25 protein-coding genes are annotated in these 26,264 nt (G+C 66.1%); 11 read left to right on the forward strand and 14 right to left on the reverse strand.

The window, feature by feature from the left end; all coding sequences use genetic code 11:
• Both cysW and N8I74_RS02520 read left to right on the forward strand, forming a co-directional pair.
• Positions 1 to 882 (forward strand): sulfate ABC transporter permease subunit CysW, encoded by an 882-nt coding sequence (cysW, locus tag N8I74_RS02515; protein WP_263125347.1) that lies wholly within the window; start codon positions 1 to 3, stop codon positions 880 to 882.
• A 36-nt stretch (positions 883 to 918) separates the two neighbouring features.
• Complete coding sequence (locus N8I74_RS02520; protein ID WP_263125348.1) at positions 919 to 1,959, forward strand: sulfate/molybdate ABC transporter ATP-binding protein; 1,041 nt, start codon at positions 919 to 921, stop codon at positions 1,957 to 1,959.
• A 42-nt stretch (positions 1,960 to 2,001) separates the two neighbouring features.
• Here N8I74_RS02520 and N8I74_RS02525 read toward each other — a convergent pair whose 3' ends face one another.
• From N8I74_RS02525 to N8I74_RS02545, 5 genes are all read right to left on the reverse strand, one after another.
• A complete protein-coding gene (locus tag N8I74_RS02525; RefSeq protein ID WP_263125349.1) occupies positions 2,002 to 3,081 on the reverse strand; it encodes a DUF1513 domain-containing protein in 1,080 nt (359 codons plus the stop codon).
• A gap of 19 nt (positions 3,082 to 3,100) precedes the next feature.
• Positions 3,101 to 4,105, reverse strand: a complete 1,005-nt coding sequence (locus N8I74_RS02530; protein ID WP_263125350.1) for an imelysin family protein — start codon at positions 4,103 to 4,105, stop codon at positions 3,101 to 3,103.
• A 183-nt stretch (positions 4,106 to 4,288) separates the two neighbouring features.
• Positions 4,289 to 5,701 carry a di-heme oxidoreductase family protein gene (locus N8I74_RS02535; protein ID WP_263125351.1) on the reverse strand — a complete coding sequence of 471 codons (1,413 nt, stop codon included), beginning with the start codon at positions 5,699 to 5,701 and terminating at the stop codon, positions 4,289 to 4,291.
• Positions 5,702 to 5,787: 86 nt separating this feature from the next.
• Entirely contained in the window at positions 5,788 to 6,951 is a 1,164-nt protein-coding gene (locus N8I74_RS02540) for an imelysin family protein (protein WP_263125352.1), read from the reverse strand.
• Between the two features lie 257 nt (positions 6,952 to 7,208).
• The gene (locus tag N8I74_RS02545) at positions 7,209 to 9,149 is read right to left on the reverse strand and encodes a right-handed parallel beta-helix repeat-containing protein (protein WP_263125353.1); all 1,941 of its coding nucleotides are present in this window, start codon (positions 9,147 to 9,149) and stop codon (positions 7,209 to 7,211) included.
• A 4-nt stretch (positions 9,150 to 9,153) separates the two neighbouring features.
• On the opposite strand from N8I74_RS02545, the gene N8I74_RS02550 reads away from it, so the two are divergent.
• Positions 9,154 to 9,480 carry a hypothetical protein gene (locus N8I74_RS02550; protein WP_263125354.1) on the forward strand — a complete coding sequence of 109 codons (327 nt, stop codon included), beginning with the start codon at positions 9,154 to 9,156 and terminating at the stop codon, positions 9,478 to 9,480.
• A gap of 588 nt (positions 9,481 to 10,068) precedes the next feature.
• On the opposite strand, the gene N8I74_RS02555 is transcribed toward N8I74_RS02550, so the two are convergent.
• Positions 10,069 to 10,521 (reverse strand): threonine/serine exporter family protein, encoded by a 453-nt coding sequence (locus N8I74_RS02555; protein WP_263125355.1) that lies wholly within the window; start codon positions 10,519 to 10,521, stop codon positions 10,069 to 10,071.
• On the reverse strand, positions 10,518 to 11,276 hold the full coding sequence (locus N8I74_RS02560; protein ID WP_263125356.1) for a threonine/serine exporter family protein: 759 nt from the start codon (positions 11,274 to 11,276) through the stop codon (positions 10,518 to 10,520). The genes N8I74_RS02555 and N8I74_RS02560 overlap by 4 nt, the downstream gene beginning before the upstream one ends.
• Before the next feature lie 444 nt (positions 11,277 to 11,720).
• Here N8I74_RS02560 and proB point away from each other — a divergent pair, with 444 nt between their 5' ends.
• From proB to N8I74_RS02580, 4 genes are all read left to right on the forward strand, one after another.
• Complete coding sequence (gene proB, locus N8I74_RS02565) at positions 11,721 to 12,839, forward strand: glutamate 5-kinase (RefSeq protein ID WP_263125357.1); 1,119 nt, start codon at positions 11,721 to 11,723, stop codon at positions 12,837 to 12,839.
• 254 nt (positions 12,840 to 13,093) lie between these two features.
• The gene (locus N8I74_RS02570) at positions 13,094 to 15,934 is read left to right on the forward strand and encodes a type VI secretion system Vgr family protein (protein ID WP_263125358.1); all 2,841 of its coding nucleotides are present in this window, start codon (positions 13,094 to 13,096) and stop codon (positions 15,932 to 15,934) included.
• Between the two features lies 1 nt (position 15,935).
• Positions 15,936 to 16,955: a hypothetical protein gene (locus N8I74_RS02575; RefSeq protein WP_263125359.1), complete on the forward strand. Its 1,020-nt coding sequence runs from the start codon at positions 15,936 to 15,938 to the stop codon at positions 16,953 to 16,955.
• Between the two features lie 7 nt (positions 16,956 to 16,962).
• Positions 16,963 to 18,261, forward strand: a complete 1,299-nt coding sequence (locus tag N8I74_RS02580; protein WP_263125360.1) for a hypothetical protein — start codon at positions 16,963 to 16,965, stop codon at positions 18,259 to 18,261.
• A 390-nt stretch (positions 18,262 to 18,651) separates the two neighbouring features.
• Here N8I74_RS02580 and N8I74_RS02585 read toward each other — a convergent pair whose 3' ends face one another.
• The 4 genes from N8I74_RS02585 to N8I74_RS02600 are packed head-to-tail and all read right to left on the reverse strand — an operon-like array spanning position 18,652 to position 22,112.
• Entirely contained in the window at positions 18,652 to 19,785 is a 1,134-nt protein-coding gene (locus tag N8I74_RS02585; protein ID WP_263125361.1) for a glycerate kinase, read from the reverse strand.
• Between the two features lie 10 nt (positions 19,786 to 19,795).
• Positions 19,796 to 20,383: a CNP1-like family protein gene (locus N8I74_RS02590; protein WP_263125362.1), complete on the reverse strand. Its 588-nt coding sequence runs from the start codon at positions 20,381 to 20,383 to the stop codon at positions 19,796 to 19,798.
• A gap of 27 nt (positions 20,384 to 20,410) precedes the next feature.
• Complete coding sequence (locus tag N8I74_RS02595; protein WP_263125363.1) at positions 20,411 to 21,454, reverse strand: cation diffusion facilitator family transporter; 1,044 nt, start codon at positions 21,452 to 21,454, stop codon at positions 20,411 to 20,413.
• Positions 21,441 to 22,112: an ATP-binding protein gene (locus N8I74_RS02600; RefSeq protein ID WP_308445888.1), complete on the reverse strand. Its 672-nt coding sequence runs from the start codon at positions 22,110 to 22,112 to the stop codon at positions 21,441 to 21,443. Before N8I74_RS02600 ends, N8I74_RS02595 begins: the two co-directional genes overlap by 14 nt.
• A 92-nt stretch (positions 22,113 to 22,204) precedes the next feature.
• Between N8I74_RS02600 and N8I74_RS02605 the strand changes: the two genes are divergently transcribed.
• A complete protein-coding gene (locus tag N8I74_RS02605; protein ID WP_263125364.1) occupies positions 22,205 to 22,489 on the forward strand; it encodes a hypothetical protein in 285 nt (94 codons plus the stop codon).
• A gap of 232 nt (positions 22,490 to 22,721) precedes the next feature.
• Here N8I74_RS02605 and N8I74_RS02610 read toward each other — a convergent pair whose 3' ends face one another.
• The 3 genes from N8I74_RS02610 to N8I74_RS02620 form a co-directional block, all read right to left on the reverse strand.
• Entirely contained in the window at positions 22,722 to 23,375 is a 654-nt protein-coding gene (locus N8I74_RS02610; protein WP_263125365.1) for a response regulator, read from the reverse strand.
• The gene (locus N8I74_RS02615) at positions 23,323 to 23,919 is read right to left on the reverse strand and encodes a cytochrome b/b6 domain-containing protein (protein WP_263125366.1); all 597 of its coding nucleotides are present in this window, start codon (positions 23,917 to 23,919) and stop codon (positions 23,323 to 23,325) included. The genes N8I74_RS02610 and N8I74_RS02615 overlap by 53 nt, the downstream gene beginning before the upstream one ends.
• Before the next feature lie 76 nt (positions 23,920 to 23,995).
• Positions 23,996 to 24,259: a PepSY domain-containing protein gene (locus tag N8I74_RS02620; RefSeq protein ID WP_263125367.1), complete on the reverse strand. Its 264-nt coding sequence runs from the start codon at positions 24,257 to 24,259 to the stop codon at positions 23,996 to 23,998.
• 215 nt (positions 24,260 to 24,474) lie between these two features.
• Here N8I74_RS02620 and N8I74_RS02625 point away from each other — a divergent pair, with 215 nt between their 5' ends.
• Genes N8I74_RS02625 through N8I74_RS02635 form a run of 3 tightly spaced genes read left to right on the forward strand, consistent with a single transcriptional unit; the run spans position 24,475 to position 26,263 of the window.
• The gene (locus N8I74_RS02625) at positions 24,475 to 24,708 is read left to right on the forward strand and encodes a sulfurtransferase TusA family protein (RefSeq protein WP_263125368.1); all 234 of its coding nucleotides are present in this window, start codon (positions 24,475 to 24,477) and stop codon (positions 24,706 to 24,708) included.
• A 47-nt stretch (positions 24,709 to 24,755) separates the two neighbouring features.
• Positions 24,756 to 25,793 (forward strand): dihydroorotase, encoded by a 1,038-nt coding sequence (gene pyrC / locus N8I74_RS02630; RefSeq protein WP_263125369.1) that lies wholly within the window; start codon positions 24,756 to 24,758, stop codon positions 25,791 to 25,793.
• Positions 25,793 to 26,263: a hypothetical protein gene (locus N8I74_RS02635; RefSeq protein ID WP_263125370.1), complete on the forward strand. Its 471-nt coding sequence runs from the start codon at positions 25,793 to 25,795 to the stop codon at positions 26,261 to 26,263. The genes pyrC and N8I74_RS02635 overlap by 1 nt, the downstream gene beginning before the upstream one ends.
• Position 26,264 lies beyond the last annotated feature (1 nt).

Here is a 26,264-nt window from a genome sequence, read left to right on the forward strand (position 1 = left end):
ATGGCCGTCATCGCCAACGCAAGCCAGCGCTCCATCGTCGTCACCGAGTCGCGCCCGGTGCGCTACCTGCTGACCGGGATCGCGCTCACCTTCATCGCGCTGTTCCTGGTCGTGCCGCTGATCTCGGTGTTCGCCGAGGCGCTCAAGCAGGGCTGGGGGTTGTATCTGGCCGCGCTCACCGAGCCTGATGCGCTGTCGGCGATCAAGCTCACGTTGATCACCGCGCTGATCGCGGTGCCACTCAATCTGGTGTTCGGCGTGGCCGCCGCCTGGTCCATCGCCAAGTTCGAATTCCGCGGCAAGAGCTTCCTGATCACGCTGATCGATCTGCCGTTCTCGGTCTCGCCGGTGGTCGCCGGGCTGATCTACGTGCTGCTGTTCGGCGCGCAGGGCTGGTGGGGGCCGTGGTTGATGGAAAACGACATCAAGATCATCTTCGCCGTGCCCGGCATCGTGCTGGCCACCGTGTTCGTCACCTTCCCGTTCGTCGCGCGCGAGCTGATCCCGCTGATGCAGGCGCAAGGCACCGAGGAGGAGCAGGCGGCGCTGGTGCTGGGGGCCACCGGTTGGCAGACCTTCTGGCGCGTCACGCTGCCCAACATCAAATGGGGCCTGCTGTACGGCGTGATCCTGGCCAATGCCCGCGCCATGGGCGAATTCGGCGCGGTGTCGGTGGTGTCCGGCCATATCCGGGGCATGACCAACACCATCCCGCTGCATGTCGAGATTCTCTACAACGAATACAACTTCGTCGCCGCGTTTGCCTGCGCCTCGCTGCTGGCCTTGCTGGCGCTGGTGACACTGGCGGCCAAGAGCTACGTGGAATGGCGCAGCGCCAGGCTCGCCCGCGAGGACCAGCGCAACGCGCTGAGCGATGAATAAGGCGTCCGCCGCCGCGTACCGATACAGGACATCAGCATGAGCATCGAAATCAAAGCGATCAGCAAACGCTTCGGCCCGTTCCAGGCGCTGAACGACATCAACCTCGATATCCGGAGCGGCGAGCTGCTGGCGCTGCTCGGCCCCTCAGGTTGCGGCAAGACCACGCTGCTGCGGGTGATCGCCGGGCTGGAGACGCCGGACGAGGGCCAGATCCTGTTCCATGGCGAGGATGCGACCGACACCCATGTGCGCGAGCGGCAGGTTGGCTTCGTGTTCCAGCACTACGCGCTGTTCCGGCATATGACGGTGTTCGAGAACGTGGCCTTCGGCCTGCGGGTGCGACCCAAGAAGACCCGGCCTTCCGAAGCGGCGATCAAGCACAAGGTGCATGAGCTGCTGCAGCTGGTGCAGCTCGATTGGCTGGCCGACCGCTATCCGGCGCAGCTCTCCGGCGGACAGCGCCAGCGTATCGCGCTGGCACGCGCGCTGGCGGTCGAGCCGCGGGTGCTGCTGCTGGACGAGCCGTTCGGCGCACTCGACACCAAGGTGCGCAAGGAGCTGCGCCGCTGGCTGCGCCGGCTGCACGACGAAATGCATATCACCAGCGTGTTCGTCACCCACGACCAGGAAGAGGCGCTGGAGGTGGCCGATCGGGTGGTGGTGATGAACAAGGGCCGCATCGAGCAGTCCGGCACGCCCGAGCAGGTGTACGACGAGCCGGCCTCACCCTTCGTCTACCAGTTCCTCGGCGACGTGAACCTGTTCCATTCGCGGGTGCATGAGGGCTGGGCCGAAGTGGGCGGCACGCGCTTTGCCGCGCCGGATGCCTCGGACAAGGCGGTCATCTACGTGCGGCCGCATGAGATCGAACTGCAGCGCGAGGCGAGCGATGGCGCGCTCGCCGGCGTGATCAGCCATGTGCGCCTGCTGGGTGCCACCGTGCGGCTGGAAGTGAACGTGGCGCAGCGCGATGTGGTCGAGGTCGAGCTGACCCGCGAGCGCTACCAGCAGGGCGGCTGGGCCGCTGGGCAAGCCGTATGGCTCAGCCCGCGCGAGGCGCGCGTCTACGCCGGATGAGGCTGGCCCGCCGACGGCTTGCGCGGCCTGCTCGGCATGGGGTCAGACGGCGACCAGATGGTTGTCCCATTTGACCCCGGCCTGCATCGCCAGCGGGGTCAGCCGGCGCTGCACCGGGTCCAGTTCCGCGATCAGCCCGAGTTCGTTGGAGACATAGACACGTCCGCCGTCCACTGCCACCCCGGCCGGACGCTGCAACCCCACCTCCCCGGCAAAGGTGCCGTCGCTGTGCCATAGCAGGATCGTGTCGCCCTGCAGCGCGGTGGCGATAAAGAGATCACCCACCGCCGCCAGGCTCGCGGCATAGCCGCCCCAGCCGGGCAGGTGCTCGGCCAGCGTCAGCCGGCCTTGGCGCAGCAGCGCCAGCAACGGTGCGTCGCGCACGTCACGCCCGTCCGGCGATTCGGCCTGGATGGCGATGCCGAGCGTGCCGTCAGCCGTGCGTGCCAGGTGGCGCAGGCTCAGCGTGTGCTCGGGCAGCGTATGCAGTGCCTGCAGCGCGCCGGTGGCGGCGTTGAGCAGTGCCACCGACGGTGCCATGGTCGCCAGGTTGAGCTTGTCGCGCCCCGATTGCGGCAGCGTGAGAATGCCGCCGTTGGCGACGGCCAGTATCTGGCCGGGCACCAGCCAGTAGAGCTCGTGCGGGCCGATGCCGTGGCTGTCGAATTCGCCGCGCCGGGTCAGCGTGGCGGTGTCGTACAGCCCGATCACACCAGTGCCGCGCGCGATATCGTTCTCGCTGGTGTACAGGGTGGCGCCGTCCGGGCTGAGCAGCGCGTGGCCGTAGAAGTGCCGCCCCGGCGCGGGCGCGATGCACCGGATCTCGCGGCCTTCACGCCAGTTCACCCGCGCCAGCCAGAAGCCGGCACGGCGCGCCACCAGGATCAATTCGTCGGTGCCCGGGATGGGCAGCATGCCGTGCCCGCGCGTGGGCAGGCGCAGCGCCTGCCCGCCGCCCACCGCGCTGAAGAAAGGGCCGGACGCGTCGGCTGCCGCCGCGAGCAGCGTACGCTGCGGCAGCCCCGCGCGCAGCGGCAGCGGCAACGCCAGCAGCGCCATGCCGGCCAGGAAGCGGCGACGCGACAGCATGGTCAGCGCTGTATCCGGCGCAACGGTGTGCATGTCCGATGGACAGCCATGTTCAATCCCCGTCGCTGTCGTTGAAGCCGAGCACCACCTCCAGCGCGCCCGCCAGCTCACCGGCGAGCGCCGCCTTGAGCGCCACCAGCGCGTTGCGCACCGCGTCACGCTGCGCGGTACCCTGGCGCACCGGCTGCTCGGGCAGTGCGGCCAGCGCGGTGCGCGCCGCGTCATAACGGGCCTTGATCAATGTATTGACCTTCGCATGGCCCTGGCTGGCGACGAAGGCCGACAGCCCATCGGTGCCATCGGCGCCGAAGTAGGCGGTGGCAAAGCCGTCAAGCTGCGCCGCGAGGGCGGGCTTGGTCAGGCCGGAGCGCCAATCGGGCCACGCATCCGGCTCGGCCTCCTCCACCCGTGGCAGCCGGCGGATCGCGCCTTCGATTCCCGACAGCATCAGGCCGATGGTCTCGGCAAGCAGGTTCCTGCGAAAGAAGTCGGCCTCGCCCTGCAACTGCGTCAGATAGAGCGTCCAGCCGGCATCGAGCTGGCGGATGTCGAGCAGTGCACGCTCAGCCACGCCCTGCAGATAGGCGCAGCGGGCCGCTTGCCTGAGCCTGGCGAGCTGCGCCTTGGGCTGTGCGTCGCCATACAACAGGTATTCGGCGGCCGGCAGGCCGCGCACCGAAACATTGTGGGGGTCCACCGGCTCGCCGGCGGCGATGCGCTTTTCGATCTCCTGCGTCCGGGTGGGTCGGAAATCGAGCATGCGCCCACTGCGTTCGAGCACCATGGGTCCGCCGGTCGCGCCATCCATGGTGCGCCAGGCCAGCATCGCCTCGCGCCACGCATTGCGCGCCGCCTGCAGGCTGGCGTCGCCGGGCTTAGCGCACAACGCCTTGGCCGCAACCGCAAAACGCTCACCCGCTGCCGAGAGCGCCTGATGGCGCCCGACATACGCCGTATCGATCCAACGGGCGGCGAATGCCGCATCCGGCACCGGTGCCTCGGCATGCGCCAGTGCAGTGCCTGCAGCCAGCATCAGGGTCAACAACCGTCTTGTCATCACATGGTCCCTTGTCATTTATGGCCAACCAGCCGATCCCTGGCACTTCCAACGCAGCAGGCATGCAAGAACACGGGCGGCAGTGCAGCATTCACCGGTATCGGCCGCCGCGGCCCGGGCGCGTCCCGTCCCCGCTGTGGATCTCTGTGCACGCTCCGTTCCAGGCGCCGGGGTTGCCCATCCTCAAAGCGATTCCAGGAAGCGCACCAGGTTGGCGCGGTCCTGCCGGTTGAGCTTGAGCACGTACTGCTTGCTCGCCTCGGCTTCGCCGCCATGCCACAGCACCGCTTCCATCAGGTTGCGTGCGCGACCGTCGTGCAGGTAGTGGCTGTGGCCATTCACCGTCGGCACCAGGCCAAGGCCCCACAGCGGCGGCGTCTTCCATTGCCGGCCGTTGGCCTTGAAGTCGGGCCGGCCGTCCGCCAGGCCCTCGCCCATGTCGTGCAGCAGCAGGTCGGTATACGGCCAGATCTTCTGGTTGGACAGCGCCGGCAGCGTCGGATGGCGGCCGGTGGTATAGCTGGGCACATGGCAGCTGATGCAATTGGCGTCGGCGAACACCTGCTTGCCGCGCAGCACCGCGGGGTCCTTCGGGTTGCGGCGGCTGGGCACGGCGATCGCCTGGCTGTAGAGGACGACCTGATCCATCTTGCGATCGTCGATCTCGGGGGCACCGCCGGTGGGCGCCGCGTTGCAGTCAGCCTGCGCGGCGGTGCACTCCTCATTCGGGAAATGGCGCGAGGTGATGCCGATGTCGCCGGCAAAGGCGCCGGCCGACTGGTGCGCCACGCTGCCGACATTGCCCTTCCAGCCATAGCGGCCGAGCACGGTCTTGCCGGCGTAGGCATCCCATACCCAGTTGGGTTCACCCTGGATACCCTTGTTCTCGGCTGCCTGGCGCGCGGCATTGGCCAGTACGTCCTCCACCTTGATCGCTTCGAGCAGCCCCAGGCCGATCATCTGCGGGGCGATGCGCGGCGAGAGCTGGGTCCTGGGGTGCAAGGGACCGTAGCCCAGGTCGGTCAGCCGGTATTCGGGCTGGCGCAGGCGGTAGGGCGTACCGTCGGCGAAGCGGCCCTTGATCTCGCGGTAGCGGATGGCCACACGGCCCTCGGGCTTGATGCCGGGAATGGCATCGTTGTTGAACTGGCCGCCATAGGTGGGCTCGGGCTGCGGGCCGCCGTGCGCGTCGGTGCCGGGAATGGACAGCCTGATCAGCAGGGCCATCGGTTGTTCGGCCTGCAGGTTGTTGTTGAGCGCCGGGGGGGCGCCGCGCCCGTCCAGCGTGTGGCAGGCGCCGCAGGAACGGGCGATGAAGTGCGGCCCCAGGCCGTCGCGCGCGGCGGTGGACGACGGCGCTTCGACCCAGGCTTTCTTGAAAAACGAATTGCCGATCACGAAATCGGTCTTCTGCGCGTCGCTCAACGCCGGCGCCGGCAGCGAGAACGCATTCTTGCCATGGTCGTCGATGGTGGCGGCGATGCCGCCGGGCAGGTCTTCGCCGGCTTCGAAACGCGAGAGCGCGGCGCCGGTGGCGGCAAGCACGCCGCCGGTCAGCAGCAGGGCCGCAGCCCACAATCGGTAATGCAACGACATATGCGGCTCTTCAAATGACGGCGGCCCGCACGCGGGGCCGCCCGGCAAAACTCGGTTCCCGGACCCCGCCCGCGCGGGGCCGCGACTCAGACCGCGGTATTGAGCCGCTTGATGCCAAGCGCCTTGGCGGCTTCCACGATCCCGGTGGCCTGTTTCTTCAGCGCATCGATCACCGCCTGCACGCGCTGGCGACCCGGCGCCTTGGCGTCGCCGATGATCTCGCGGTCGAACGGCGCGTGGATCGCCTCGGCAAGCTTGACGCTGTTGGCGATGCTGGCACTCGTCTCTTCGGCGAGCCTGGCGTTCTGCTGCGCCACCAGTGCCTTGATGCTGGCGCCCTCGATCACCTTGCCGTCGCGCGTGGCGTAGCGGCCTTCCCACACGTTCTGGATACCCAGCGCGTTGGTGACGATGTCACGATGGGTGTTGTCGGCAAAACACGAATGTTCGTCTTCCTGCGCCTGGGTGTCCATTGCCACTTCCATGCGCTCGCCGGCCAGCTCGCCGCGGCTGAGCGTGCCGATCCCGGTCAACAGATGGGTCAGGCTCTGGTTGCCGCCGGCGACGAACCTGGCGCGGTAGTTCCTGGCGCCCGGCGCCCATTGCCTGGCGACGGATTCGAGGTCGGCCACCAGCATGTCGGTGACGATCTGCAGATACTGGCTACGGCGGGCGGCGTTGGGGGCTTTGCCGTCCACGTAGTCGGTGAACTTGCGCTCGCCGGCACCGTTGTCGTTCAGGTCCTGGCCCCACAGCAGGAACTCGATGGCATGCCAGCCGGTGGCGACGTTCTCCTCGCCGCCGCGCTCGTTCAGCGCGCGCAGGTTCTTGGCAGTCAGCGCGGCCTTGGGGTTGTTGATGATGCCGGCCTTGGGCTTGCCTGCCACGTAGTCGATATAGGCTTCGTCCAGCGGCCAGGCGTTGAGCAGCCCCTCCGGACCGTCCTCGCTGTCGATCGGGCCGCCGTAGAAGCGGAACGCCTCGGTCTGGCCATACCATTCGCGCGCGGCCAGCCATTCCTTGCGTGCCTTGGCCAGGCCCGCCTCGGACGGGGCGGCCAGGAATGCCTTCACCGCCGCCTGCAGCGCCTTGGCGCCGGCCACGCTGTCCTGGTAGCTGGCATGCACCAGCGTGGCGTACTGGTCGAGCACCGCCCGCTGGGTGACTTCGGCCGCCTGGGCCGGTGCAAGGACGAATGCCGCAGCGGCGGCCAGGGTCGCGACGGGGCGCAGGAACGGGGAGAACGGCATCGGCGACAGCTCCTCATGCAATGGGCGTGGAAACAACGCGCACCTTAAATGATAAGAGTTCTTATTTCAATAAGGAGCAGGACCGGGCGTCGAGCGGGTTGCAGGTTCTGGAAGCAAGGCTCCAGGCACGCCTGGCGCGCTGGGCCGGGGAACCTTGCGGTGGCTGTGGCGCAGGCTGTGGTCCACACCATGAAAAAGACCCGGAACGGGATCGTTCCGGGCCATGAGGGCGTCGAGCCGTAAACCGGGGGGCGGCGCTAGTACTGATGGCCCCGCTGGCCGCGCAGCGGATGCCCGGCTGGCAGGCCGGTCAACGGCCCGGTGCCGGTCAATGCGGTCGGTGCGGCGCGCTCGCTGCCGGAGACCGCCGTATCCAGGCCGTGCGTGCCTTGCCAGACTGCCCAGGTCTTGTCGCGGGCACTGCATTCGCTGTCCTTGAATGCCAACGCATTGGTACTTTCGAGGAAGTTGGCCGAGGCGGCGAGCTGGGTGTTGAAGTTGGGCGGCTCACCCTGGCACGACAGCCCGCTGTACGGCGCCCGCGCCCCTGAGCTGATGATGTTGTGGCTCAGCCGTGTCCCGTAGCTACCGGGGTTGAACGGCCCCCAGTTCATGTAGATGCTCTGGTTCACCACGGTGTTGTAGTGCACGTCGTGCTCCCGCATCGTGCAGTTGTCCTTGGGTGCGCACTGCAGCCCCAGGTAGATGCCGGCGTTGAGCAGCAGGTTGTGGTGGATCCGCACGTCCAGCGAATTGCCCTGGGCCGAGATCTGGATACCCAACGGCGCGGTCTTCACCGCCGGGAATTCGATGAAGTTCTCGCGATAGACGTTGTGCTGCGAATTGTCCTTGTCGTGCAGACCGCCGCCGGCACCGTCCTGCAGCGCACCGGTGCCAAGGCGCACCTGGTTGTTCTCCATCAGCGAATTGCCGGCATCGAACAGGATCATTGCGTAGGCGCCGGCGATATCCCGGGTGTAGGGCCCGAAATCGTTGTCCTGGATCAGGAGCTTGTGCCGCGGTGTGGTCAGGTCGTGACCCGTGCTGAAGATGAAGGCCGGGTTGTTGTTCTGGTTGGTGCCGCTGCCGATGCCGTCGGTGAAGCGCACGTTGCGGACCACAAGGCCGGTGGGGCTGGTTTCACTCTTGATGCCGTGCAGCTTGACATGGTTGATGTCCACGCCTTCGATCCGCGCCGCCGGGGCGGTGACCGAATACACGTTCAGGATCTGGTAGTTCAGATCCAGCGAGACCACTTCGTCCGGGTAGGCCAGCAACTGCTGCGCCTTGTTGTCGTACAGCGTGAAGCCGCCGGTGGCGTAGCTGCCCTTGCGCAACACCACCGCCTGGCCGGCGCTGGAATTGGCGATGGCGTAGGCCAGCGTCCGGTACGGCTCGGCCAGCGTGCCGCGGTTGGGCGCGTCGGTGCCGCCGGGGGCCACGAAGATGAACTGCGCCGCGCTGGCGACGATGGTGAAGCTGTGTTCCAGCGTGCTTTGCGGGCTGCCGCTGTCGCGGATGTCCAGCGTCAGCACATAGGTGCCGGCGCTCGCTGGCGTGAAGCGCACGGCGCCGGTCCGGAAGTCGAGCGAGACGCCGCCGGTGGATTGCGCCACGCCATCGAGCGTCAGCCCCTTGATGCGGTACTCGTACGGAAAGACACCGCCGACCAGCCCCGGTCGGCTTTCATACGGAATGCCCGGGTACGCGTATTCGCGCAGCCCGAAGCTCACGTTGAGCGGGCTGTCGGGGGCGGTATCGGGCTGCACCACGGTCGGGGTTGCGTTGTGGACGCAGCGCACGAAGATCGGGCTGCCGTCCGCCGGGATCTGGGCGGACGTGCCCTCGGCCACCTTGCAGGTCTGCCCGGTCGGCTGCGCGGTGATCTGCAGCGATGCGGCGGCGCCGCCTGCTGGCAAGGCCACGGTGTGCGCGCCGTTGAGCTGGACTTGGATGGGGGTGGCGCCATACGCCAGGGCCAGTTGCCTGCCGAGTCCCAGCCCCCTGACCCGCAGATCGAGCTGGGTGGGCGTAGTGCCCGATGGGGGTTGTTGGGTCGGCACGGCAGACGCGACTACCGTGCCAGGACCTTCGGCACTGCCACTGTCACTGCCGCCGCCACATGCGGCAAGCATCATTGCTGCGGCCAGCGCGCCGCAGCATCCCAGGGCGCGCAAATTCAGGTTTGCTTGAGACATCATTGTGCTCCATGTGCATCACGTTCCATCAATGCCGGAAAACGGCGGAAATCATCGAACAGCGATTGCGGCATGCAGCATCAAATACGCAGTACAAGAAATCGGTTTTTCATTTGCTCATCCTTTTTTAAATGTATGGATCCGCAGCTTGCCCGACGTGGTCTCCGCTACCACAGGCGCTGCTCCGCCGGTATATATGAATGGCTGGTTTTCCGCTTGCGTTGCCATTGCCGGAATGCGGGCTTTCTGCCAGGCAGATGGAATTGGCAGACGACTGGCATCCACTTCATTGTCGAATCAGGATATTCAAAAAACGGGCGGCTTTTGCTAACTGACATATCCGAAAATCGGCAAAGGAAAATAAAGCAAATCAGGCAAAGGCAACGGCAGCGGATGCCCGATCGGCAATGCCACAGCCACCCTTTCAATGCCCGAGTGGCGGCCCTGGTGGGCCGGGCCGATCGCTGCGGCGACAGCAGCCAATCGCAGCAATGATCAGGCGCATTGCTGCTGATTGCTTTGATCGGCCGCAGCAGGCCCGCCGATCCATCTGGAGCAACGGATGGCACGGCAACATACGGCGTGCGATAGGCGAGACAATACGGCCTGGCCTGTGCAGCAATGGCATGACCTGGATGGCCTTGCAATAGGATGACCATCGCTGCGGGATGGGCTGGCTCCAATGCGCGAATCGGCGATTGCCGGCCAATGCGGCCGGCGTGTGCAAAGCGGGTGCCATTGGGCGCCACCGACCCGATCCGGCGCAGCGCCGCTGGCCAGCGTCGTGGAATATGCTGGACGGCGCTGCACCGGTTCCCATCGCCGGCATATAGCACAGGGGGGGACCCGCGGGTGCGGCGGTGCCGCACTGGCTTTGCCATCTGCCCGAAAGGCGGCAGTCCGTACGGCGCCGGCGGGGCTATCGCGCGCGCCGTGGCCACAGCAGCGCTGGTGCGGCGATGCCCAGTGCCAGCGCCAGCAGGATCATGCTGGCCCGCACCACGCTAACTCCGGCGCTGATCAGGTACTGGCCGGCCACATCCGCCGAGTCGGCGCCGGCGATCCCGAGCAGGGCCTGCACCGCCTGGTACATGGGCGTGCCCGGCACCATCGGGATTGCCGCGCACACCGCATAGACCGGCGAAGCCTGCCGGTTGCGTCGACCCCACCATTCGGCGACGAAGCCGATCAGCAACGCGGCGACCAGCGTGCCGAGCACGATGTCGCAGCCGGCCAGCTGCATCGCGCGGCGCAGCGCGTGGCCGGCCACCGCCAGCAGGCAGGCCCAGCCCAGGGTGCGTGGCGGCACGTTGAACAGCACGGCAAAACCCAATGCCGCCGGCGCGGCCCACAGTTCCAGCCACCAGTTCATGGCAGCACCCGCAGCGCAAGGCTCATGCCGATGCCGATACCGAGCACGAAGACCGCGCCCATGGTCAGGCGCACGCCGCCATTGAGGTAATTGCCCGTCAGCAGGTCCGCTGCACCATTGATCAGCGGCACGCCGGGGATCAGGAACAGCACCGAGGCAGCGACGGCCGCCTCGGGTGTGGCCGACCACCATGCGGCGAGGAGCCCGGTGGCCGTGGCAGCCACGGCGGCGGCAGCAGTGGCGAAGATGAACGGTTTGTAATGGCGATGCGCCAGCCACAGCCGCAGCCAGGTACCCAGCCCCGCCCCCATGCTGGTGACCACCACGGCGGCAAGGTCGCCCTGGAACAACGCGGCAAAGGCGCCACAGGCGAGGCCGACGGTGGCCACGGTCAGCCAGCGCGGGTAATAGGCGGGCTGCCGCGCCAGCCGGTCCAGCAGGACCATGAAGCGGGCGCTGCCCACCCGCCCGGCCTCCAGCCCCGCCAGGGCCCGCTCCACCCCGGTCAGTGTCCTGAAATTCACGCCCATGTGCGGCGCCTTGTGGAATGAGGTCAGGTGCTGGTCAGCATGCGCCACGGTCACCCCCAGGTTGAGCGAGGAGACGACGGTATGCGCCGTCTGTGCGCCCAGCGCCAGCGCGACACGCTGCATGGTCCGGGCAGTGCGCGCGGTATCGCCGCCGGATTGGTGGACCAGCGTGCCGGCCGCCAGGGCCACGCGGCAGATGTGTGCAAGATCGGGAGACAGGTTCATGGTGCTCATTCTAAGAGACGCCGGCAAAACCCTCCTGGCCGCGTCGCACATTTGCCGCACTGCCCGTACCGTCGGCAACTGGAGCAAGTCCGCTTCCTCGCCGTTCAGCACGTTTGGCGCTGCTTGGCGGGAACCGCTGCACCGGGTTTTGCCGGCCGCGCCAAGCAGGCGCCGGGATTCTTCCTCAGCGCTACGTTTGGACGACAATCAGGCGGCATGCGGGTCTGTCCAGGCATCGTCGGCCTCACGCCGCCGCCAGCCTCCCAGTAGACGCCACCCGGGCCGGGCCGGGGTTGCCGGCGATCAAGGTGGCGGCGGCTGTCATCGGTCCAACGTCTCCCGCCGATGAATGGCAGCAGGTGGTGCGTCATGACCACAGTGCAGCCGGCGCTGCCAGTGGCATCGATGACGCGGCTATAATCGCCGCTCCACAGGAAAGTCATCATGCATAGCATTGTCCAGTCCGCGCAGCGTCTTGTCGTCAAGGTCGGCTCCAGCCTCGTCACCAATGAAGGCCGCGGCCTCGATCACACCGCCCTCGCGCGCTGGGCGGCACAGATCGCCGAACTGACCGCGCAGGGCAAGGCGGTGGCATTGGTGTCCTCCGGCGCGGTGGCCGAAGGTGTGGCCCGGCTGGGCTGGAAGGAAAAGCCGAGCGCCGTGCATGAAAAGCAGGCGGCCGCGGCGGTGGGCCAGATGGGGCTGTGCCAGGCGTACGAAAGCGCCTTCCGGCAGCACGGGCTCAAGACCGCGCAGGTGCTGCTCACGCATGAGGACATGGCTGACCGCACCCGCTATCTCAATGCGCGCTCGACGCTGCTGACACTGCTGGCACTCGGGGTGATCCCCATCATCAACGAGAACGACACCGTGGTCACTGCCGAGATCCGGTTCGGCGACAACGACACGCTGGGCGCGCTCGTGACCAACCTGATCGAGGGCGACGCCCTGATCATCCTGACCGACCAGCAGGGCTTGTATACCGCCGACCCGCGCAAGGACCCGGCGGCCACGCTGGTGCGCCAGGCAGTGGCCGGCACGCCGGAACTGGAGACGATGGCGGGCGGTGCCGGCTCCAGCGTGGGTACCGGCGGCATGTACACCAAGGTGATCGCCGCCAAGCGCGCCGCACGCAGCGGCGCCGCCACCGTGATCGCCTGCGGGCGCGAAGACAGCGTGCTCACCCGGCTGGCGGCCGGCGAGCCGATCGGCACCGAACTCGTGGCGCAGACCACGCCGCTGGCGGCCAAGAAGCAATGGATTGCGGACCACCTGCAGCTCAAGGGCCGGGTGATCGTCGACGATGGCGCCAGCCGGGCCATGCTCGAACGGGGCTCCAGCCTGCTGCCGATCGGGGTGGTGGCGGTGGAAGGGGACTTCCGTCGTGGCGAGGTGGTCAGCTGCGTCGATGGCAGCGGGCATGAGATCGCGCGCGGCCTGATCAACTACAGCGCGACCGAGGCGCGCAGGATCGTGCGTGCGCCCACCGGCCAGATCGAAGCGGTACTCGGCTATATCGACGAACCCGAGCTGATCCATCGCGACAACCTGGTCTTGGTCTGACCCGCCCGGCGGATGGATTGGTTGGCCTCGATCGGCCTGCGTTGGTATTGCGACATTGTTCGGATATGCCCGCACTCCGTGCAAACAGCCAGGTACGCTGTGGCTGGGTCCAACAGGGGTGGTTAGGTGTTCCTCGTTCATCCTGATTGATATGACGTTCGTCAGTCGAGCTGGCACACCCCCGCTTATGCCCTTTGAGTAAAAGATTGGCCAACGCTACCATTGCGCCTTTCTGACGCCATCGCTCAACTTCCATGGACTTTGCCACCCTGCTGTCCTCGTTCGCCAGCGCCTTCACGCAGGACCAGCGCCTGGTCACGCTGCAGCTGGGCGACGGGGCGCACTGGGGCGGGACGCTGCTGCCGCACAGCGCCACGGGCAGCGAGGCGCTGTCCCAGCCTTACCGCTACCGCGTTGAATGCCTGTCGCCGTCGGTGGACCTGGAGCTGAAGGCGCTGCTCGGCCTGCCGGCGCAGCTGGGCCTGGCGACCGCCGACGGCGGTGAGCTGGTGCGCGGTGGCCTCGTCACCCGCGCCGAGGCGCTGCCCGCCGATGGTGGCTTCGCCCGCTATGCGCTGACCATCGAACCCCCGCTCGCGCTGCTGGCCCACCGCCGCACCAGCCGGGTGTTCCAGGACCGCACCGTCCCCGACATCGTCCGCGCCGTGCTCGATGAACACCTGGCCGGCAACCCGGTGTTCGCCGCCGGCTTTGCCGTGCGCTTCGAACTGCGCGAGACCTACCCGCTGCGCTCGTATTGCCTGCAGTACCGCGAGACCGATCTCGCCTTCGTCAGCCGGCTGCTGGCCGAGGAAGGGCTGGCCTATCGCTTCGAGCACGCCGCCGGTGACCCGCCCAAGGTGACGCTGGTGGTGTTCGACGACCCCTATGCACTGCCGCAGGCCCAGCAGGGCAGCGTGCGCTTCCATCGCGCCGATGCCACCGAGACCGAGGACAGCCTCACCGGCTGGACCAGCGCCCGCCAGCTGGGCACCGCCCAGGTGGCGCTGGCCAGCTTCGACTACCGGCCGGTGGCGACGCTGCAGGCCCAGGACGGCACGGGGATCGACCAGGGCGACGGTGGCGCGCAGGCCGAGCGCACCTTGGCGGACTACGACGCGCAGACGCTGTACTACGCCAGCGACGACGACGCGCTGGCCCGCTATGCCCGGCTGCGCCAGCAGGCGCTGGATGCGCACAAAAAGGGCTTTGCCGGCAGCGGCACACTGCGCAGCCTGCGGGTGGGCGAATGGTTCCAGCTGCGCGACCACCCACACCACGACGCCGACGCGCCCGAGCAGCGCGAGTTCGTCGCCACCCGGCTCACCTTCCGCGCCCGCAACAACCTGCCGGGCGGATTGCTGGCCCAGTTGGGCGAATCCGCTGGGGAGGCCGCGCCGTTCCAGGTCGACTTCGACGCCCAGCGCCGCGGCATCCCGCTGCCGCCTTTATACAGCCACACCGAGCATGCCAGGCCCACCGCCCCCGGCGTGCAGACCGCCACCGTGGTCGGCCCGGCCGGCCAGGAAGTGCATACCGACCCCTACGGCCGGATCAAGGTGCAGCTGCACTGGCAGCGCCGCCCGGAACACCCGGACTTCGGCGCCAACCAGGACGAGCGTTCCAGCTGCTGGCTCCGCGTCGCCTACCCCAGCGCCGGGGCGCAGTGGGGCCACCAGTTCATCCCGCGCATCGGCCAGGAAGTGCTGGTGGACTTCGTGGAGGGCGACATCGACCGGCCGCTGGTGGTCGGCACCCTCTACAACGGCAGCCACCTGCCGCCCACCTTCTCCGGCGCCGGCAGCCTGCCGGCCAACCACACCCTGTCCGGCATCAAGAGCCAGGAGTTCGGCACCACCCGCTACAACGAGCTGCTGTTCGACGACACCCAGGGCGAGCTGCGCCTCAAGCTCTCGTCCGAACACGGCAAGACCCAGCTCAACCAGGGCTACCTCGCCCACCCGCGCCGTGATGGCAAGGCTGAACCCCGTGGCGACGGCTTCGAACTGCGCACCGACCACGCCGGTGCCCTGCGCGCCGCGCACGGGCTGCTGCTCAGCACCGAAGCCCAACCCGGCGCCGCTGGCCAGCAGCTGGACCGGGCGCAGGCCCAGGCGCAGCTTGAAGCCGCGCAACAACTGGCACAGACCCTCAGCGACACCGCGCAACACCAACTGGCCGACCCGGCTGAGATCGGCCCGGACACGGTGGATGTTGAAGGCGAAAAGCAAGCCAAGACCCAGCACGGCCACCTGGATCACCTGAACGAAGCGCTCAAGGCCTGGGAAGCCGGTTCCAACACCGACGAACAAGGCAAGACCGCGAAGGAGCAGCCCGGGCAACAGGCCATCCTGCTCGCCAGCGCCCCGGCCGGCATCGCGCTGACCACTGCCCACGCGCTGGTGCTGAACAGCGGGCAGAACCTGGACACCCTCAGCCAGCGCGACACCCAGCAGAGCACCGCCCGGCGTTGGATTCACAACGTCGGCAGCCGGATCAGCCTGTTCGTGCAGGGGGTGGCGGACAAGGTGAATCTCAAATTGATCACCGCGAGGGGCCATGCGCAGCTGCAGGCACAGTCAGGGGATGTGGAGATCGTGGGCGACCAGAACGTGCGGCTGCACGCCAACAAACAGACCTTCACCCTCGCAGCCGGGCAGGAACTGCTGCTCACCTGCGGCGGGGCGTATATCCGGCTCAAGGGCGGCAACATCGAAATCCACGCCCCGGGCAAGGTGAGCTTCAAGGGCAGCGGGTTCGATTGGAGCGGGCCGACCCGCCAAAACATCAAGCCACTTGAATTTCCACAATACACGCCCCCGAAGGGGCCGTTTACTGCTCGTTATCAGCTCTTCAAAGATGACAACCGCCCCTACGAAGGATATCGCTACAAAATCCTTAGCAGTTCAGGCGAGTTGCTCAAGGAAGGGGTGACCGATAAAAACGGCTGGACTGAATTTGCCGATACGGATGAAAGAAGCGGTGTTCAAGTACTCAAGTCGGTCATGCGCGAAAGCGAGCGCATTACAGAGTCATGGGAAAGCAAACTGAACGCAGCAGTGCGCCGGGCTGCGTCCCGCAAGGCAAGGAAATGACATGGCAATACCTGCAATTGTCTGGGGCATTATTGAAGTCACGGCGGCAGCGATCACTGCATATGAAATGTATGATCTCGGAAAGACGCTTTATGAGGATATCGACAAATACAGTCGAAATCTGGAGCAAGCCAAAGAGGAGCTGCGCAAGAAAATCCAGTCGATCAAGGAAGAGATCGGGCAAAACATCGATGAAAATATGGAGCGCGGCTTTCTGGCGGCGATGACCGAGCAGGACCGGGGCTTACAAAGCGAAACCACCAAACAAGCCAAAGGCCGAACCGGCACCGGCAGCCCGGATATCATTACCGCGATCAAGCAACCCATCCCATTTCGCAAAGTCATCGGCATGGTGTGCGAAAAAGCGGATAAAACTCCCGCGCTTGGTCTGCGCAGAAAGAAAGGCGTGACCATCAAAGACCTACCCAAGGCAAAGCAGAAAATCCTGCTGGAGCTGCTGGCATTAAGCGCAGAAGAATTGGCTGGTATCAACGATATTGACAACTTTATCGTGGTGCGACTCAAACAGCTGGTGGCCAACTTCATCTTTGAATTCATGGATGAAATGTTGAGCTGGAAAAGCCCGCTGAAAGCTGAAGTCTGCTTTGGCCCGCGCCCCAAATTCGACGACCCCAAGCTGGCAGGCGCCACCCGGCTGCAGCGCGCCGGTACGGCGCTCAACCCTTTTTATCCGGCGCCTTATCGTCAACGGGGAAGTTTTAGCGCAGATCTGGCGATCCCCGATTATCGCAAGGATCCACTCAAAAAGGATAATTTGTTTGCTGTGATTGAGATTAAGTTTCCTGGGGACCGAATTGAAAATAAGCAATTCGAGAATTACAAAGAATTGGCAATTGCTACTGCAAAACTAAAGACCAGTGCGGCTTCTTTGCCTCGTACAAATGGCAAAAAGGGTGTGACCACAGGTTGTCGGCTAGCACTGTTCCGGTATCCGGAAGACATTGCGGTAGAGCAGAAAGATTCGAGCGGCAGCAAGCGCAGCAAGAGAAAAACCAAATAGGGATACCATGAGTACTAGCGAACTGTATTTGACGGATGAAGAAATTGCCGAATTTGTGGCCGACACCAAGGCTGAAACACAAACGTTCTACGGCTACGAAGACCAGGAATACGGCGTTTGCCCTTACATTACCTTCTACGTCTATCACAGCAAGGACGACTTTCTGCACGTCTGCCATGAAGTGATCGAATTGCATCAGGAACTGCAAGCGCTGATCGATTCACCTTATAAAAAGGTTTACAACAGCAAAACCCAGGCTTGGGTCAAGGCAACGCCAGAAAAATTGAGTCGCGAATTCCTGCAGCACCATGCCAAGCTGCATGCGGATGATGGCTATGAATCGCTCTGGCTAGGGGCGACTGATATGGAAAGTCCGGCTGCTTCTGCAAGATGGGCCATTTTTGCAGTAACACCTCATGCATCAGAGATGAGATATGCTTCAATAAAAATCACCTTTCGTGATAACTGGTATCAGAATAACAAGGCAACGTGGCATGCCTTTGTTCAGCGCTGGGTGGCCCGATTGCAACCCGAGCAGTGTTACAGCGGCTATGAAATCGGCACCACCACGATCGGGGTGATGGGCGCGTATGAAAGCGATGTAATGGAGCGTATCTGTGCCGACCATTTCTACGGGTTGGATATCGACCACCCGCAAATAAATGGCTTTCACTTCAATGATGATGAAGACGGATATGTCAATCATGCATGCATGGGCTCCGGTATCCGCACCCCCACCTGGAGCTTTTTGCTGAGCCCGTTATGGCGTACCAAGCTGGGGAAAAGCGTAGCGGAGGTCAAAGCACAGCTTGCGCATCCCGATATCCGCATCAGCGAGATACCGTATTCGATTGGAAAGCATAACCCGAATGGTGAGCCGGCCTTGTGGATTCAACTGGGGGAGCTGAGTCTCTACCCGGTTGACCAAGGCGTGCCGGAATTGCCGGTACTTGCCAATGCGCTGATCAAACCGATCCGCTGTGATTTGCTGCAGTTATTCACACTCGACCCATGGGCGGACGACCCGAACCCCCGGTTTGACTTTGAAAACGGCCCGCTGTGGATGGCGAGATTCGATGCGGATAGCAATTGGCCGAATGCGTCGCAAAGAAAGCCAATCCAGCCAGCGGGACAAGCCTACCTTGGCCGTTGCGTCGCCGGCGGGCGCTGCCCGAAAACAGGGCATTGGCACACCCCAGCCAAAGAGAATGCTTTGACCTGGTTCCAACAGGGTGATGTGATGCCCGATTTTCCCGAGTCGACTTATGGGGCGACGATATGGTATTGGAATGACGACCAAGGGTGAGGCTGAAAGGGAGAGGGGATTCCTCTCTCTTTTTATCGCCAGACAACTAAGACTGTTGGCGGGTCTGTATTGAGCGTGGTGGCGGGCGCAGGCAAAAGCGGTTTTGTCATCACCTGCACGGCGGGGCGTCGCAAGCGCTTCACGTTACGTAGGCTTGGTGTGACGAGCAGCTGCTTCGGCGCCCCAAGCTCGATAAGTTGAGCATCTGCCAGCAAGCATGTCGAAGCAACACCTCAGGATGGACTGATGTCTATTGCTGGGGCTGTCGGCGCAGGCCGTAATGGCAGCAGGTGTTTGGCTAGGGCAGGGACGGTGCGGGTGAGGCATTGTCCGCAGCCTCTAAGGAAGGGCAGGTGGTGCCGGGCGAGGCTCCGGATTCGCCCTGGTGCGTCAGCGCGGGTCGAGGCGGCCCAGCCGCAGCACCGCTGCCACATTGCGCGAGGTGGCCTGCAGATTCCGCGCCGCATCGCGCAGCGCCGCTTCGGGGCTGCACGGCCCGGGGACCACGGCGAATATCGCGTGGAACAGCCCGGCCAGCGCTGCGGTGTCCTCGCCCAGGCTGCCGGCGATCGCGATCACCGGCACACCCTGGCGCTGCGCGGCGCGGGCCACCGCGCATGGCGCCTTGCCGTGGCGGGTCTGGCCGTCGAGCCGGCCTTCGCCGGTGATCACGAGATCGCATCCGGTGATCCCGGTCTCGATGCCGGTGGCTGCCATGACCCATTCCGCGCCGCGCTGCAGCGTGCCGCCCAGTGCCAGCAGTGCCGCACCGGTACCGCCGGCCGCGCCGGCGCCGGGTGGCGAGGCCACGTCGCGCCCGCAGGCCAGCGATAGCAACGCACCATAGTGCGCGAGCGCGGCATCGAGCGCCTGTGCCTGCTGCGGCGTGGCGCCTTTCTGCGGTGCAAATACCAATGCGGCGCCCTCGGGGCCGGCCAGCGGATGATCGACATCGCAGACCACGTCGATCCGGCAGCGCGCCAGACGCTCGTCCAATCCGGTCAGGTCAAGGCGCGCCAGCCGCGCCAATGCTGCACCGCCAAAGCCGATGGATTGACCATGCGCGTCCACCAGCCGTGCACCCAGTGCCTGCAGCAGCCCCGCGCCGCCGTCGCAGGTGGCGCTGCCGCCCAGGCCGATCACAAGGTGTGTGGCGCCGGCGTCGAGCGCGGCGCGGATCAGCTCGCCGACGCCGTAGGTGGTGGTGCGGCCCGGGTCGCGCAGTGACGGTGGCACCTGCGCCAGCCCTGCCGCCTCGGCCAGCTCGATCACCGCAGTGGTGCCGCAAAGGCCCCAGCCGGCGCCGGTGCATTCGCCGAGCGGCCCGGTCACCGTTGCGCGCTGTGGCTGCCCGGTCAGCGCGTCCACCAACACCGTCAGCGTACCCTCGCCGCCGTCGGCCATCGGCCGCGTGATCAGATCGGCGTCGGGAAACGCCGTGGCGAAGCCGGCCGCGATGGCGGCGGCGGCTTCACTGGCCGTCAGGCTTTCCTTGAACGAATCCGGCGCGATCAGGATGCGCACGGTGCCGTGCTTAATCGCGCAGCTGGCAGCCCGGGCAGTCGCCCGGCTGCTGGCGGGTATCCAGCAGCGCCCGGGTGATGTCGGCGAGCTTGTCCGGATAGCCGTTGGTGCACACGTCCTCGTACAGCGCGCCCTGGAAGGCATTGCGCTGGTTCTTGACCAGACGTTTCCACTGCTGCTTGCTTTCGGCCCACGACGCACCGTCGATGCTGTGGGCGTAGATGCGGTACTGCTTGGTCTTGCAGTCGATGCCTTCGAAGCGGAAGTTCTTGACGTTGCCGCCCTTGGGCGTGACCGCCATCGCGTAGCGCACGATGTCGTCCGGGCCCACGCTCACGCTGTCGACGGCGAGGTAGAAGGCGTTGTTGCGCGATTCGTAGTTGACGAAATAGGGCTGCCACTGCCGCAGTGTGGGCAGTTCGGGCCTGGTGAACGGCTGCTCGGGCGGTGGCGGCGGATTGTCGGCGCCCAGCATGCGATCCAGCACCGATTCGCTGTCGCCGTCGACGGGCCCGGGCCGTATCCCCGCCTCGCCCGTGTAGCTGGCAAAGCCGGTGGCGCAGGTGAACAGGGCGGCGAGGGCGATCAATTTCTTCATGGGCGTGCTCCAGCGGGAAGGCCGATGCTAGCGTCCGGTCGGGCCGCTGTCGATGTCAGCATGACCGTGGTGCGCATGGGGTGCGTCGTCGACGGCGCGTATCGGGATGCTTCGGCCGCGTGGATGGCAGAACCAGCTCGGTTGCAGCGTCACATGCTCGATGCCGAAGCGCTCGGCCAGCAGCGCGTTGAGCCTGGCCAGCAAGGCCGGCCACTGCCGTGACGATTCGATGACCAGATGCGCCGACAGCGCGATGCGTCCCTGGCTGATATGCCAGACATGCAGATCGTGCACCTGGGCCACGCCGGGCTCGCTCGCCAGCGCGTATCCCACTTCGTCCAGCCGGATCCGGCTGGGCACGCCCTCCATCAGCACCAGCGTGCTCTGGCGCAGGAGCTGCCAAGTCGAACGCAGGATCAGCAGGCATACCGCCACCGACAGGATGGGATCGATCGGCTGCCAGCCGGTGAAATGGATGACCGCCCCGGCGGCGATGGCGGCCACCGAGCCCAGCAGGTCGCCCAGCACGTGGATCAGCGCGGCGCGGCTGTTCATGTTGTCGTGGTCGTGTGACAGCGTCCAGGCCGAGATCAGGTTCACCACAAGGCCGAGCGCGGCGATGCCCATCACACCGAGCCCGTTGACCGGCTGTGGGTGCAGCAGCCGGGTGACAGCCTCCACCGTGATCCAGACCACCAGCAGGATCATGGCGATGCTGTTGACGAGGGCGCCGATCACCTCGGCACGCGCATAGCCGTAGCTCTGGCGCTGGTCGGCCGGTCGCTGTCCCACCAGGCTGGCGATCACTGCCAGCAGCAGTGCGGCGGCGTCGGTGAACATGTGGCCGGCATCGGAGATCAGCGCCAGCGAGCCGGTCCACACCCCGCCTACGAGTTCGACGATGCCGAAGCCGCCGGTGATCGCGAGCGCCACCAGCAGGCGTTTCTGCGTCGCGTGCGCGCCGTGATGGTGGTGATGGTGGGCGTGATCGAAACGGTGGTCGTGATCGTGGTTATGGCCGCCCGCGGCATCGTGTGGATGCGGGTGCGGATGAGGGTCAGTCAGTCCCATGGGTTTGTCCTGTAGCTGGAAGCGCGAGCCGGATCGCAAATCCGCCCTCGGCCCGATTGGACCAGCTCAACGCGGCTCCGTGCAACTGGGCGACGCGACGCACGATGGACAGGCCCAACCCCACGCCCTGGCTGTCTTCGGGATGAACGCGGAAAAAGCGCTCGTCCAGCCGTGCCAGCAGTGCCGGCGGCACGCCCGGTCCATTGTCTTCGACCAACAGCGCGTCGCCCTCGCGCCGCAGCGTCACCGTTGCGCCGGGACCACCGTAGCGGCGGGCATTGTCGAGCAGGTTGCGCAACAGGATCTCGAGCAAGCCGGCATGGCCGGCCACCTGCCATGGGCCTGTCAATGCCACGCATGCAGGCGGGGCAATGCCTTGCGCAGCCGCGTGGACGAGCGCGGCCAGATCGATCCGCGCCAATGCCGGCCGGGCCTGGTCCAGCCGCGCCAGTTTCAGGAGCTGGCTGACCAGGTGCGCAGCACGCTCGCAACCGGCCAGCGCCTGCAAGAGGGCCTTGCGACGTGCGTCCGGACGAGGCGACTGGCTCGCCACCTCCAGCTGGATGCGCAGCGCGGCCAGTGGGGTACGCAGCTCGTGGGCGGCATCCGCGGTAAAGCGGCGCTCGCGCGCCAGCGCTTCGTCCAGCCGGCCCAGCAGCGTTGAGCGTCAGGCGCAGGCCGTCGATCTCGCGTGGCACCAGCGCGGCGATCGGCGCCAGTTGCTCGGGACCGCGTGCCGCGACCTCGCCGGTGAATGCACGCACCGGTGCCAGGCCGCGCCAGGCGCTCCATAGCACCAGCGGCACCAGCAGGGCCAATGCCAGCAGCAGCGGTAGCGCCACGTCGCCGATCAGGTCGAGCGCGACCTCCTCGCGCAGTGCCACCGGCTCGGCGGCCACCAGTACCCGCTGCGCATTGCCGACGCGTATGACGATCCAGCGGATGCCGTTGCGCTCCAGCACATCGCCGGATACCGAGGAAAACGGCAGTGCTGGCGTGTGGCTGGTGCTCAGCAGCCGGCCGTCGGTGCGGTAGAGCGAAAATGCCAGCTGCACGCCGGGCACCAGCCGGCCGGGTGGGCGCACGGCCGGGCTGTCTATGCGCTCCAGCAGCAGTTGCGCCATCTCGCGCAACTGCACATCCATGCGTTCCCCGGCCTCATGCTGTACCTGGAAGGTCAGGCCGATGCCCAGCGCCAGCCACAGCAGCAACAGCCCGCCGACCAGCCAGCCGCTCAACGACAGCAGCAGCGCGCGCGGCCGGGTGCTCACGCCAGCCGCCAGCCCAGGCCGCGCATGTTCTCGATGCCGCCGCCCAGTTTCTTGCGCAGGTGCGACAGATGCACATCCAGCGTATTGCTCTCGACCCCTTCGTCCCAGCCATACAGCAGCGCTTCGAGCCGGGCCCGCGTGACATAGCGCGGGTGCTGGCGCAGCAACAGCAGCAGGATGCGCGTTTCCATGGTGGTCAGCCCCAGCGGTGCACCTGCGAGCGTGGCACTGCCGCTGACGGGATCGACCAGCAACTCGCGCCAGCGCAACGCATTGCCGGCGCGCCCCTGTGCGCGCCGTGCGATGGTATGCAGTCTGGCCACCAGCTCGGCCAGCGCAAACGGCTTGATCAGGTAGTCGTCGGCGCCCAGGTTCAGCCCGGTCACCCGGTCTTCGACGGCATCACGCGCGGTCAGCACCAGAACGGGCCGCGCATCTCCACGAGCGCGCGCCGCTTCAAGCACGGCCAGCCCGTCAAGCTTGGGCAGGCCCAGGTCCAGCACCACCAGTTCAAGATAGGGATCGGTTTCGAGGGCGGTCAGCGCGGCGCGGCCGTCGCGCAGCCATTCGACGTTGAAGCCGGCATCGGTCAGCCCCTCACGGAGCCCATCCCCCAGAATCAGATCGTCCTCGACCAGCAACACGCGCATTGCCTGTCCCCTCGTCTTCCGTCGGTGCCGACAGCGACTGCTTCCGGCCGTGGATCATGCCGGCGGGCAGATTCTCGCCATGCCACCAGCTCATCGCCAATGCCGCCAGCACGTGCATCGCGACACAGCCCAACAGCACATCGGCGAGGGTTTCATGCACGTTTTCCAGCCATTCCTCGCCCCAGAAGGCGTCCAGATCCATCATCCAGCCGGTCACGCCCAATGCAACGATCAACGCCAGCAGCGTGAGCATCATCGCTGCGCCGGCCGGGTTGTGGCCCAGGTGACGCGGTGGGTGTCCCGCAAGCAGCGCCTTCAGGTAGGGCAGCAGTCGCGATGGCCAGGGAAACCAGTCGTCAAAACGGGCATGACGGCTGCCGATCCATCCCCACAGCACCCGCAGCACCACCAGGGCGACAGCGGCGTAGCCCATGTAGCGATGCAGCTGGCTGCCGTCCTCGTTGAGGAGGTTGCCGAGCACCAGTACCACCAGCGACCAATGCACGATGCGGACCAGCGGGTCCCAGACCTTGACCGTTTCCATCTCCGACCTGCAGCCGGCGGTGCAGGGCGCGCCGCCGTTTCGATGTCATTGCAACAGGCTATGCCAGTGGCAAGGTTCAGTCGATCTCGGCCTTGACCACCGCCAGGGTCTTGGTGTCGAAATACACCTCGGCCCGCTTACCTTCCTTGTTGCTGCCGTAGATTTCGTAGCACTCGCCGTCGACCTTGAACTTCTTGATCTTGTAGCCGAGCGCCTCGATCTGCTGTTTGGCCTTGGCCTGCGGCATCCATTCGTTCTTCGGATGCTTGGGGCAATCTGCGCCGGCAAGGCTGGCGCCGGAAATCGTGGCGAACATCAGGGCCAACAGAGGGTAACGCATGAGTGATCTCCTTGTAGGTTGCGGCAGGACCGCACGTGCGATTAAAACCGGATTTGGATGAAGCGAAACTTAATTCTTCCTGGCGGGCCTGTGCATCGGCACAAAAGCGGCGACGAACGCAACGCCGGAGTACGCGCCGGCCTGCCGGTGGCGCGCGATCGGAGGGCCGCCCGTAGTAGAATGGCCGCCATTTCCGGCCCTGCCCGCTGCAGCAAATGACCCCGCATCTGACCATAGACCTGTCCGGCCTGAACTGTCCCCTGCCCATCCTGCGTACCAAAAAGGCCCTTGCCGGCCTGCAGGCCGGCCAGATCGTGGCGGTCACCTGCACCGATCCGGCCACGCCGACGGACTTCGCCGCGTTCTGCCGTCAGACCGGGCACGAACTGCTGCAATCGCAGGCCACCGACGGCCAGTTCCATTTCCTGATCAGGAAGCGCGCCGACTGACCCGGCTGCGGCCGTTGCCTTTCCTGTGTTACCTGACCGAGCCCATCATGACCCAGACCCTGACGATCACCCGGCCGGACGACTGGCACCTGCACCTGCGCGACGGCGCCCTGATGGCGTCCGTCCTGCCGCATACCGCGCGTGAGTTCGCCCGTGCCATCGTCATGCCCAACCTCAAGCCGCCGGTGTCCACCGTCGAGCTGGCTGCCGCCTACCGCGGGCGCATCCTTGCCGCCCGGCCAACCGGCAGCGACTTCGAACCGCTGATGACGCTGTACCTGACCGACGCCCTGACCCCTGCCGAGATCGTGCGTGCCAAGGAGAGTGGCTTCGTGCATGCGGTCAAGCTCTATCCGGCCGGCGCCACCACCAACTCGGAGGCGGGCGTGGCGGGCCTCGATGTGGTGATGCCGGCGCTGGAGAAGATGGCCGAGCTGGGATTGCCCTTTCTGGTGCACGGCGAGGTGGCCGACCCGGCGGTGGACGTGTTCGACCGCGAAGCCGCCTTCATCGAACGGGTGATGGCGCCGCTGCTGCAACGGTTGCCGACGCTGCGCGTGGTGTTCGAGCACATCACGACGCGCCAGGCTGCCGAATTCGTGCTCGGGGCCGGGGACAACGTCGCCGCCACGGTCACGCCGCAACACCTGCTGCTCAACCGCAACGCGCTGTTCCAGGGCGGCATCCGGCCGCATCACTATTGCCTGCCCGTGCTCAAGCGCGAGGAGCATCGTCGTGCGCTGGTCAACGCGGTCACCTCGGGCAGCCGCAAGTTCTTCCTTGGCACCGACAGCGCCCCGCATGCGCAGCACACCAAGGAGGCCGCCTGCGGTTGTGCGGGCATCTATTCGGCGCATGCGGCGCTCGCGTTCTACGCCGAAGCGTTCGAGGCGGCCGGTGCGCTCGGCCGGCTTGAAGCCTTCGCCAGCTTCAACGGTCCGGACTTCTATCGACTGCCGCGCAACCGTGGCACCGTCACGCTGGTGAAGGACAGCTGGACCGTGCCGGCGGCCTACCCCTTCGGCGAGCATCAGGTGGTGCCGCTGCGTGCCGGCGAAGCGCTGGCCTGGCGCCTGGCCGACTGATGCCGCTGATCTATCGCGCCGCACTGCGGCCCGGCTGGTGGGTCGCGCTGTGGGTGTTGCTGGCGGCGGCCTGGTTCGGCCAGCCGTTGCTGTCGGGTGCCAGTTTCGAGCATGGCTTCTTCGGCCTGTTCTGGTACACCATGCTGGCGCTGGCGACCCTGTTGTGGGCGCTGCCGAGCGAGCAGGGCTGGGACGGCTCGCAGTTCTACCGGCGCTGGCGTCTCCTGGGGTTCATCACCCTGTTCAAGCGCCACTATCCGCCGGCGCGGTTCCGCCGCATCCTGCTTGAGCAGGAATCCCATCTTTTCGGCCGCGACAGCCTGTGGCTGGTGCTCGACGGCGAGGCGCGCCTGGTGTTCGGCCATTGGCGTGCCAGTGCCGGCGGCCATGCCCATGCACGCGCGCTGGCCGCGGCGCTGGCGGCCGCCACCGGCCTGCCATTTGCCGAACCAGGCGACCAGGCTGGATAAT

It is taken from the genome of Chitiniphilus purpureus (genome assembly GCF_025642115.1).
Taxonomy (GTDB): domain Bacteria; phylum Pseudomonadota; class Gammaproteobacteria; order Burkholderiales; family Chitinibacteraceae; genus Chitiniphilus; species Chitiniphilus purpureus.

Excerpts from the sequence above, each read along its gene's own strand:
- cysW (WP_263125347.1), top strand. The coding sequence starts at position 1 with ATGGCCGTCATCGCCAACGCAAGCCAGCGCTCCATCGTCGTCACCGAG.
- N8I74_RS02520 (WP_263125348.1), top strand. The coding sequence starts at position 919 with ATGAGCATCGAAATCAAAGCGATCAGCAAACGCTTCGGCCCGTTCCAG.
- N8I74_RS02525 (WP_263125349.1), bottom strand. The coding sequence starts at position 3,081 with ATGCACACCGTTGCGCCGGATACAGCGCTGACCATGCTGTCGCGTCGC.
- N8I74_RS02530 (WP_263125350.1), bottom strand. The coding sequence starts at position 4,105 with ATGACAAGACGGTTGTTGACCCTGATGCTGGCTGCAGGCACTGCACTG.
- N8I74_RS02535 (WP_263125351.1), bottom strand. The coding sequence starts at position 5,701 with ATGTCGTTGCATTACCGATTGTGGGCTGCGGCCCTGCTGCTGACCGGC.
- N8I74_RS02540 (WP_263125352.1), bottom strand. The coding sequence starts at position 6,951 with ATGCCGTTCTCCCCGTTCCTGCGCCCCGTCGCGACCCTGGCCGCCGCT.
- N8I74_RS02545 (WP_263125353.1), bottom strand. The coding sequence starts at position 9,149 with ATGTCTCAAGCAAACCTGAATTTGCGCGCCCTGGGATGCTGCGGCGCG.
- N8I74_RS02555 (WP_263125355.1), bottom strand. The coding sequence starts at position 10,521 with ATGAACTGGTGGCTGGAACTGTGGGCCGCGCCGGCGGCATTGGGTTTT.
- N8I74_RS02560 (WP_263125356.1), bottom strand. The coding sequence starts at position 11,276 with ATGAACCTGTCTCCCGATCTTGCACACATCTGCCGCGTGGCCCTGGCG.
- proB (WP_263125357.1), top strand. The coding sequence starts at position 11,721 with ATGCATAGCATTGTCCAGTCCGCGCAGCGTCTTGTCGTCAAGGTCGGC.
- N8I74_RS02570 (WP_263125358.1), top strand. The coding sequence starts at position 13,094 with ATGGACTTTGCCACCCTGCTGTCCTCGTTCGCCAGCGCCTTCACGCAG.
- N8I74_RS02575 (WP_263125359.1), top strand. The coding sequence starts at position 15,936 with ATGGCAATACCTGCAATTGTCTGGGGCATTATTGAAGTCACGGCGGCA.
- N8I74_RS02580 (WP_263125360.1), top strand. The coding sequence starts at position 16,963 with ATGAGTACTAGCGAACTGTATTTGACGGATGAAGAAATTGCCGAATTT.
- N8I74_RS02590 (WP_263125362.1), bottom strand. The coding sequence starts at position 20,383 with ATGAAGAAATTGATCGCCCTCGCCGCCCTGTTCACCTGCGCCACCGGC.
- N8I74_RS02595 (WP_263125363.1), bottom strand. The coding sequence starts at position 21,454 with ATGGGACTGACTGACCCTCATCCGCACCCGCATCCACACGATGCCGCG.
- N8I74_RS02610 (WP_263125365.1), bottom strand. The coding sequence starts at position 23,375 with ATGCGCGTGTTGCTGGTCGAGGACGATCTGATTCTGGGGGATGGGCTC.
- N8I74_RS02615 (WP_263125366.1), bottom strand. The coding sequence starts at position 23,919 with ATGGAAACGGTCAAGGTCTGGGACCCGCTGGTCCGCATCGTGCATTGG.
- N8I74_RS02620 (WP_263125367.1), bottom strand. The coding sequence starts at position 24,259 with ATGCGTTACCCTCTGTTGGCCCTGATGTTCGCCACGATTTCCGGCGCC.
- N8I74_RS02625 (WP_263125368.1), top strand. The coding sequence starts at position 24,475 with ATGACCCCGCATCTGACCATAGACCTGTCCGGCCTGAACTGTCCCCTG.
- pyrC (WP_263125369.1), top strand. The coding sequence starts at position 24,756 with ATGACCCAGACCCTGACGATCACCCGGCCGGACGACTGGCACCTGCAC.
- N8I74_RS02635 (WP_263125370.1), top strand. The coding sequence starts at position 25,793 with ATGCCGCTGATCTATCGCGCCGCACTGCGGCCCGGCTGGTGGGTCGCG.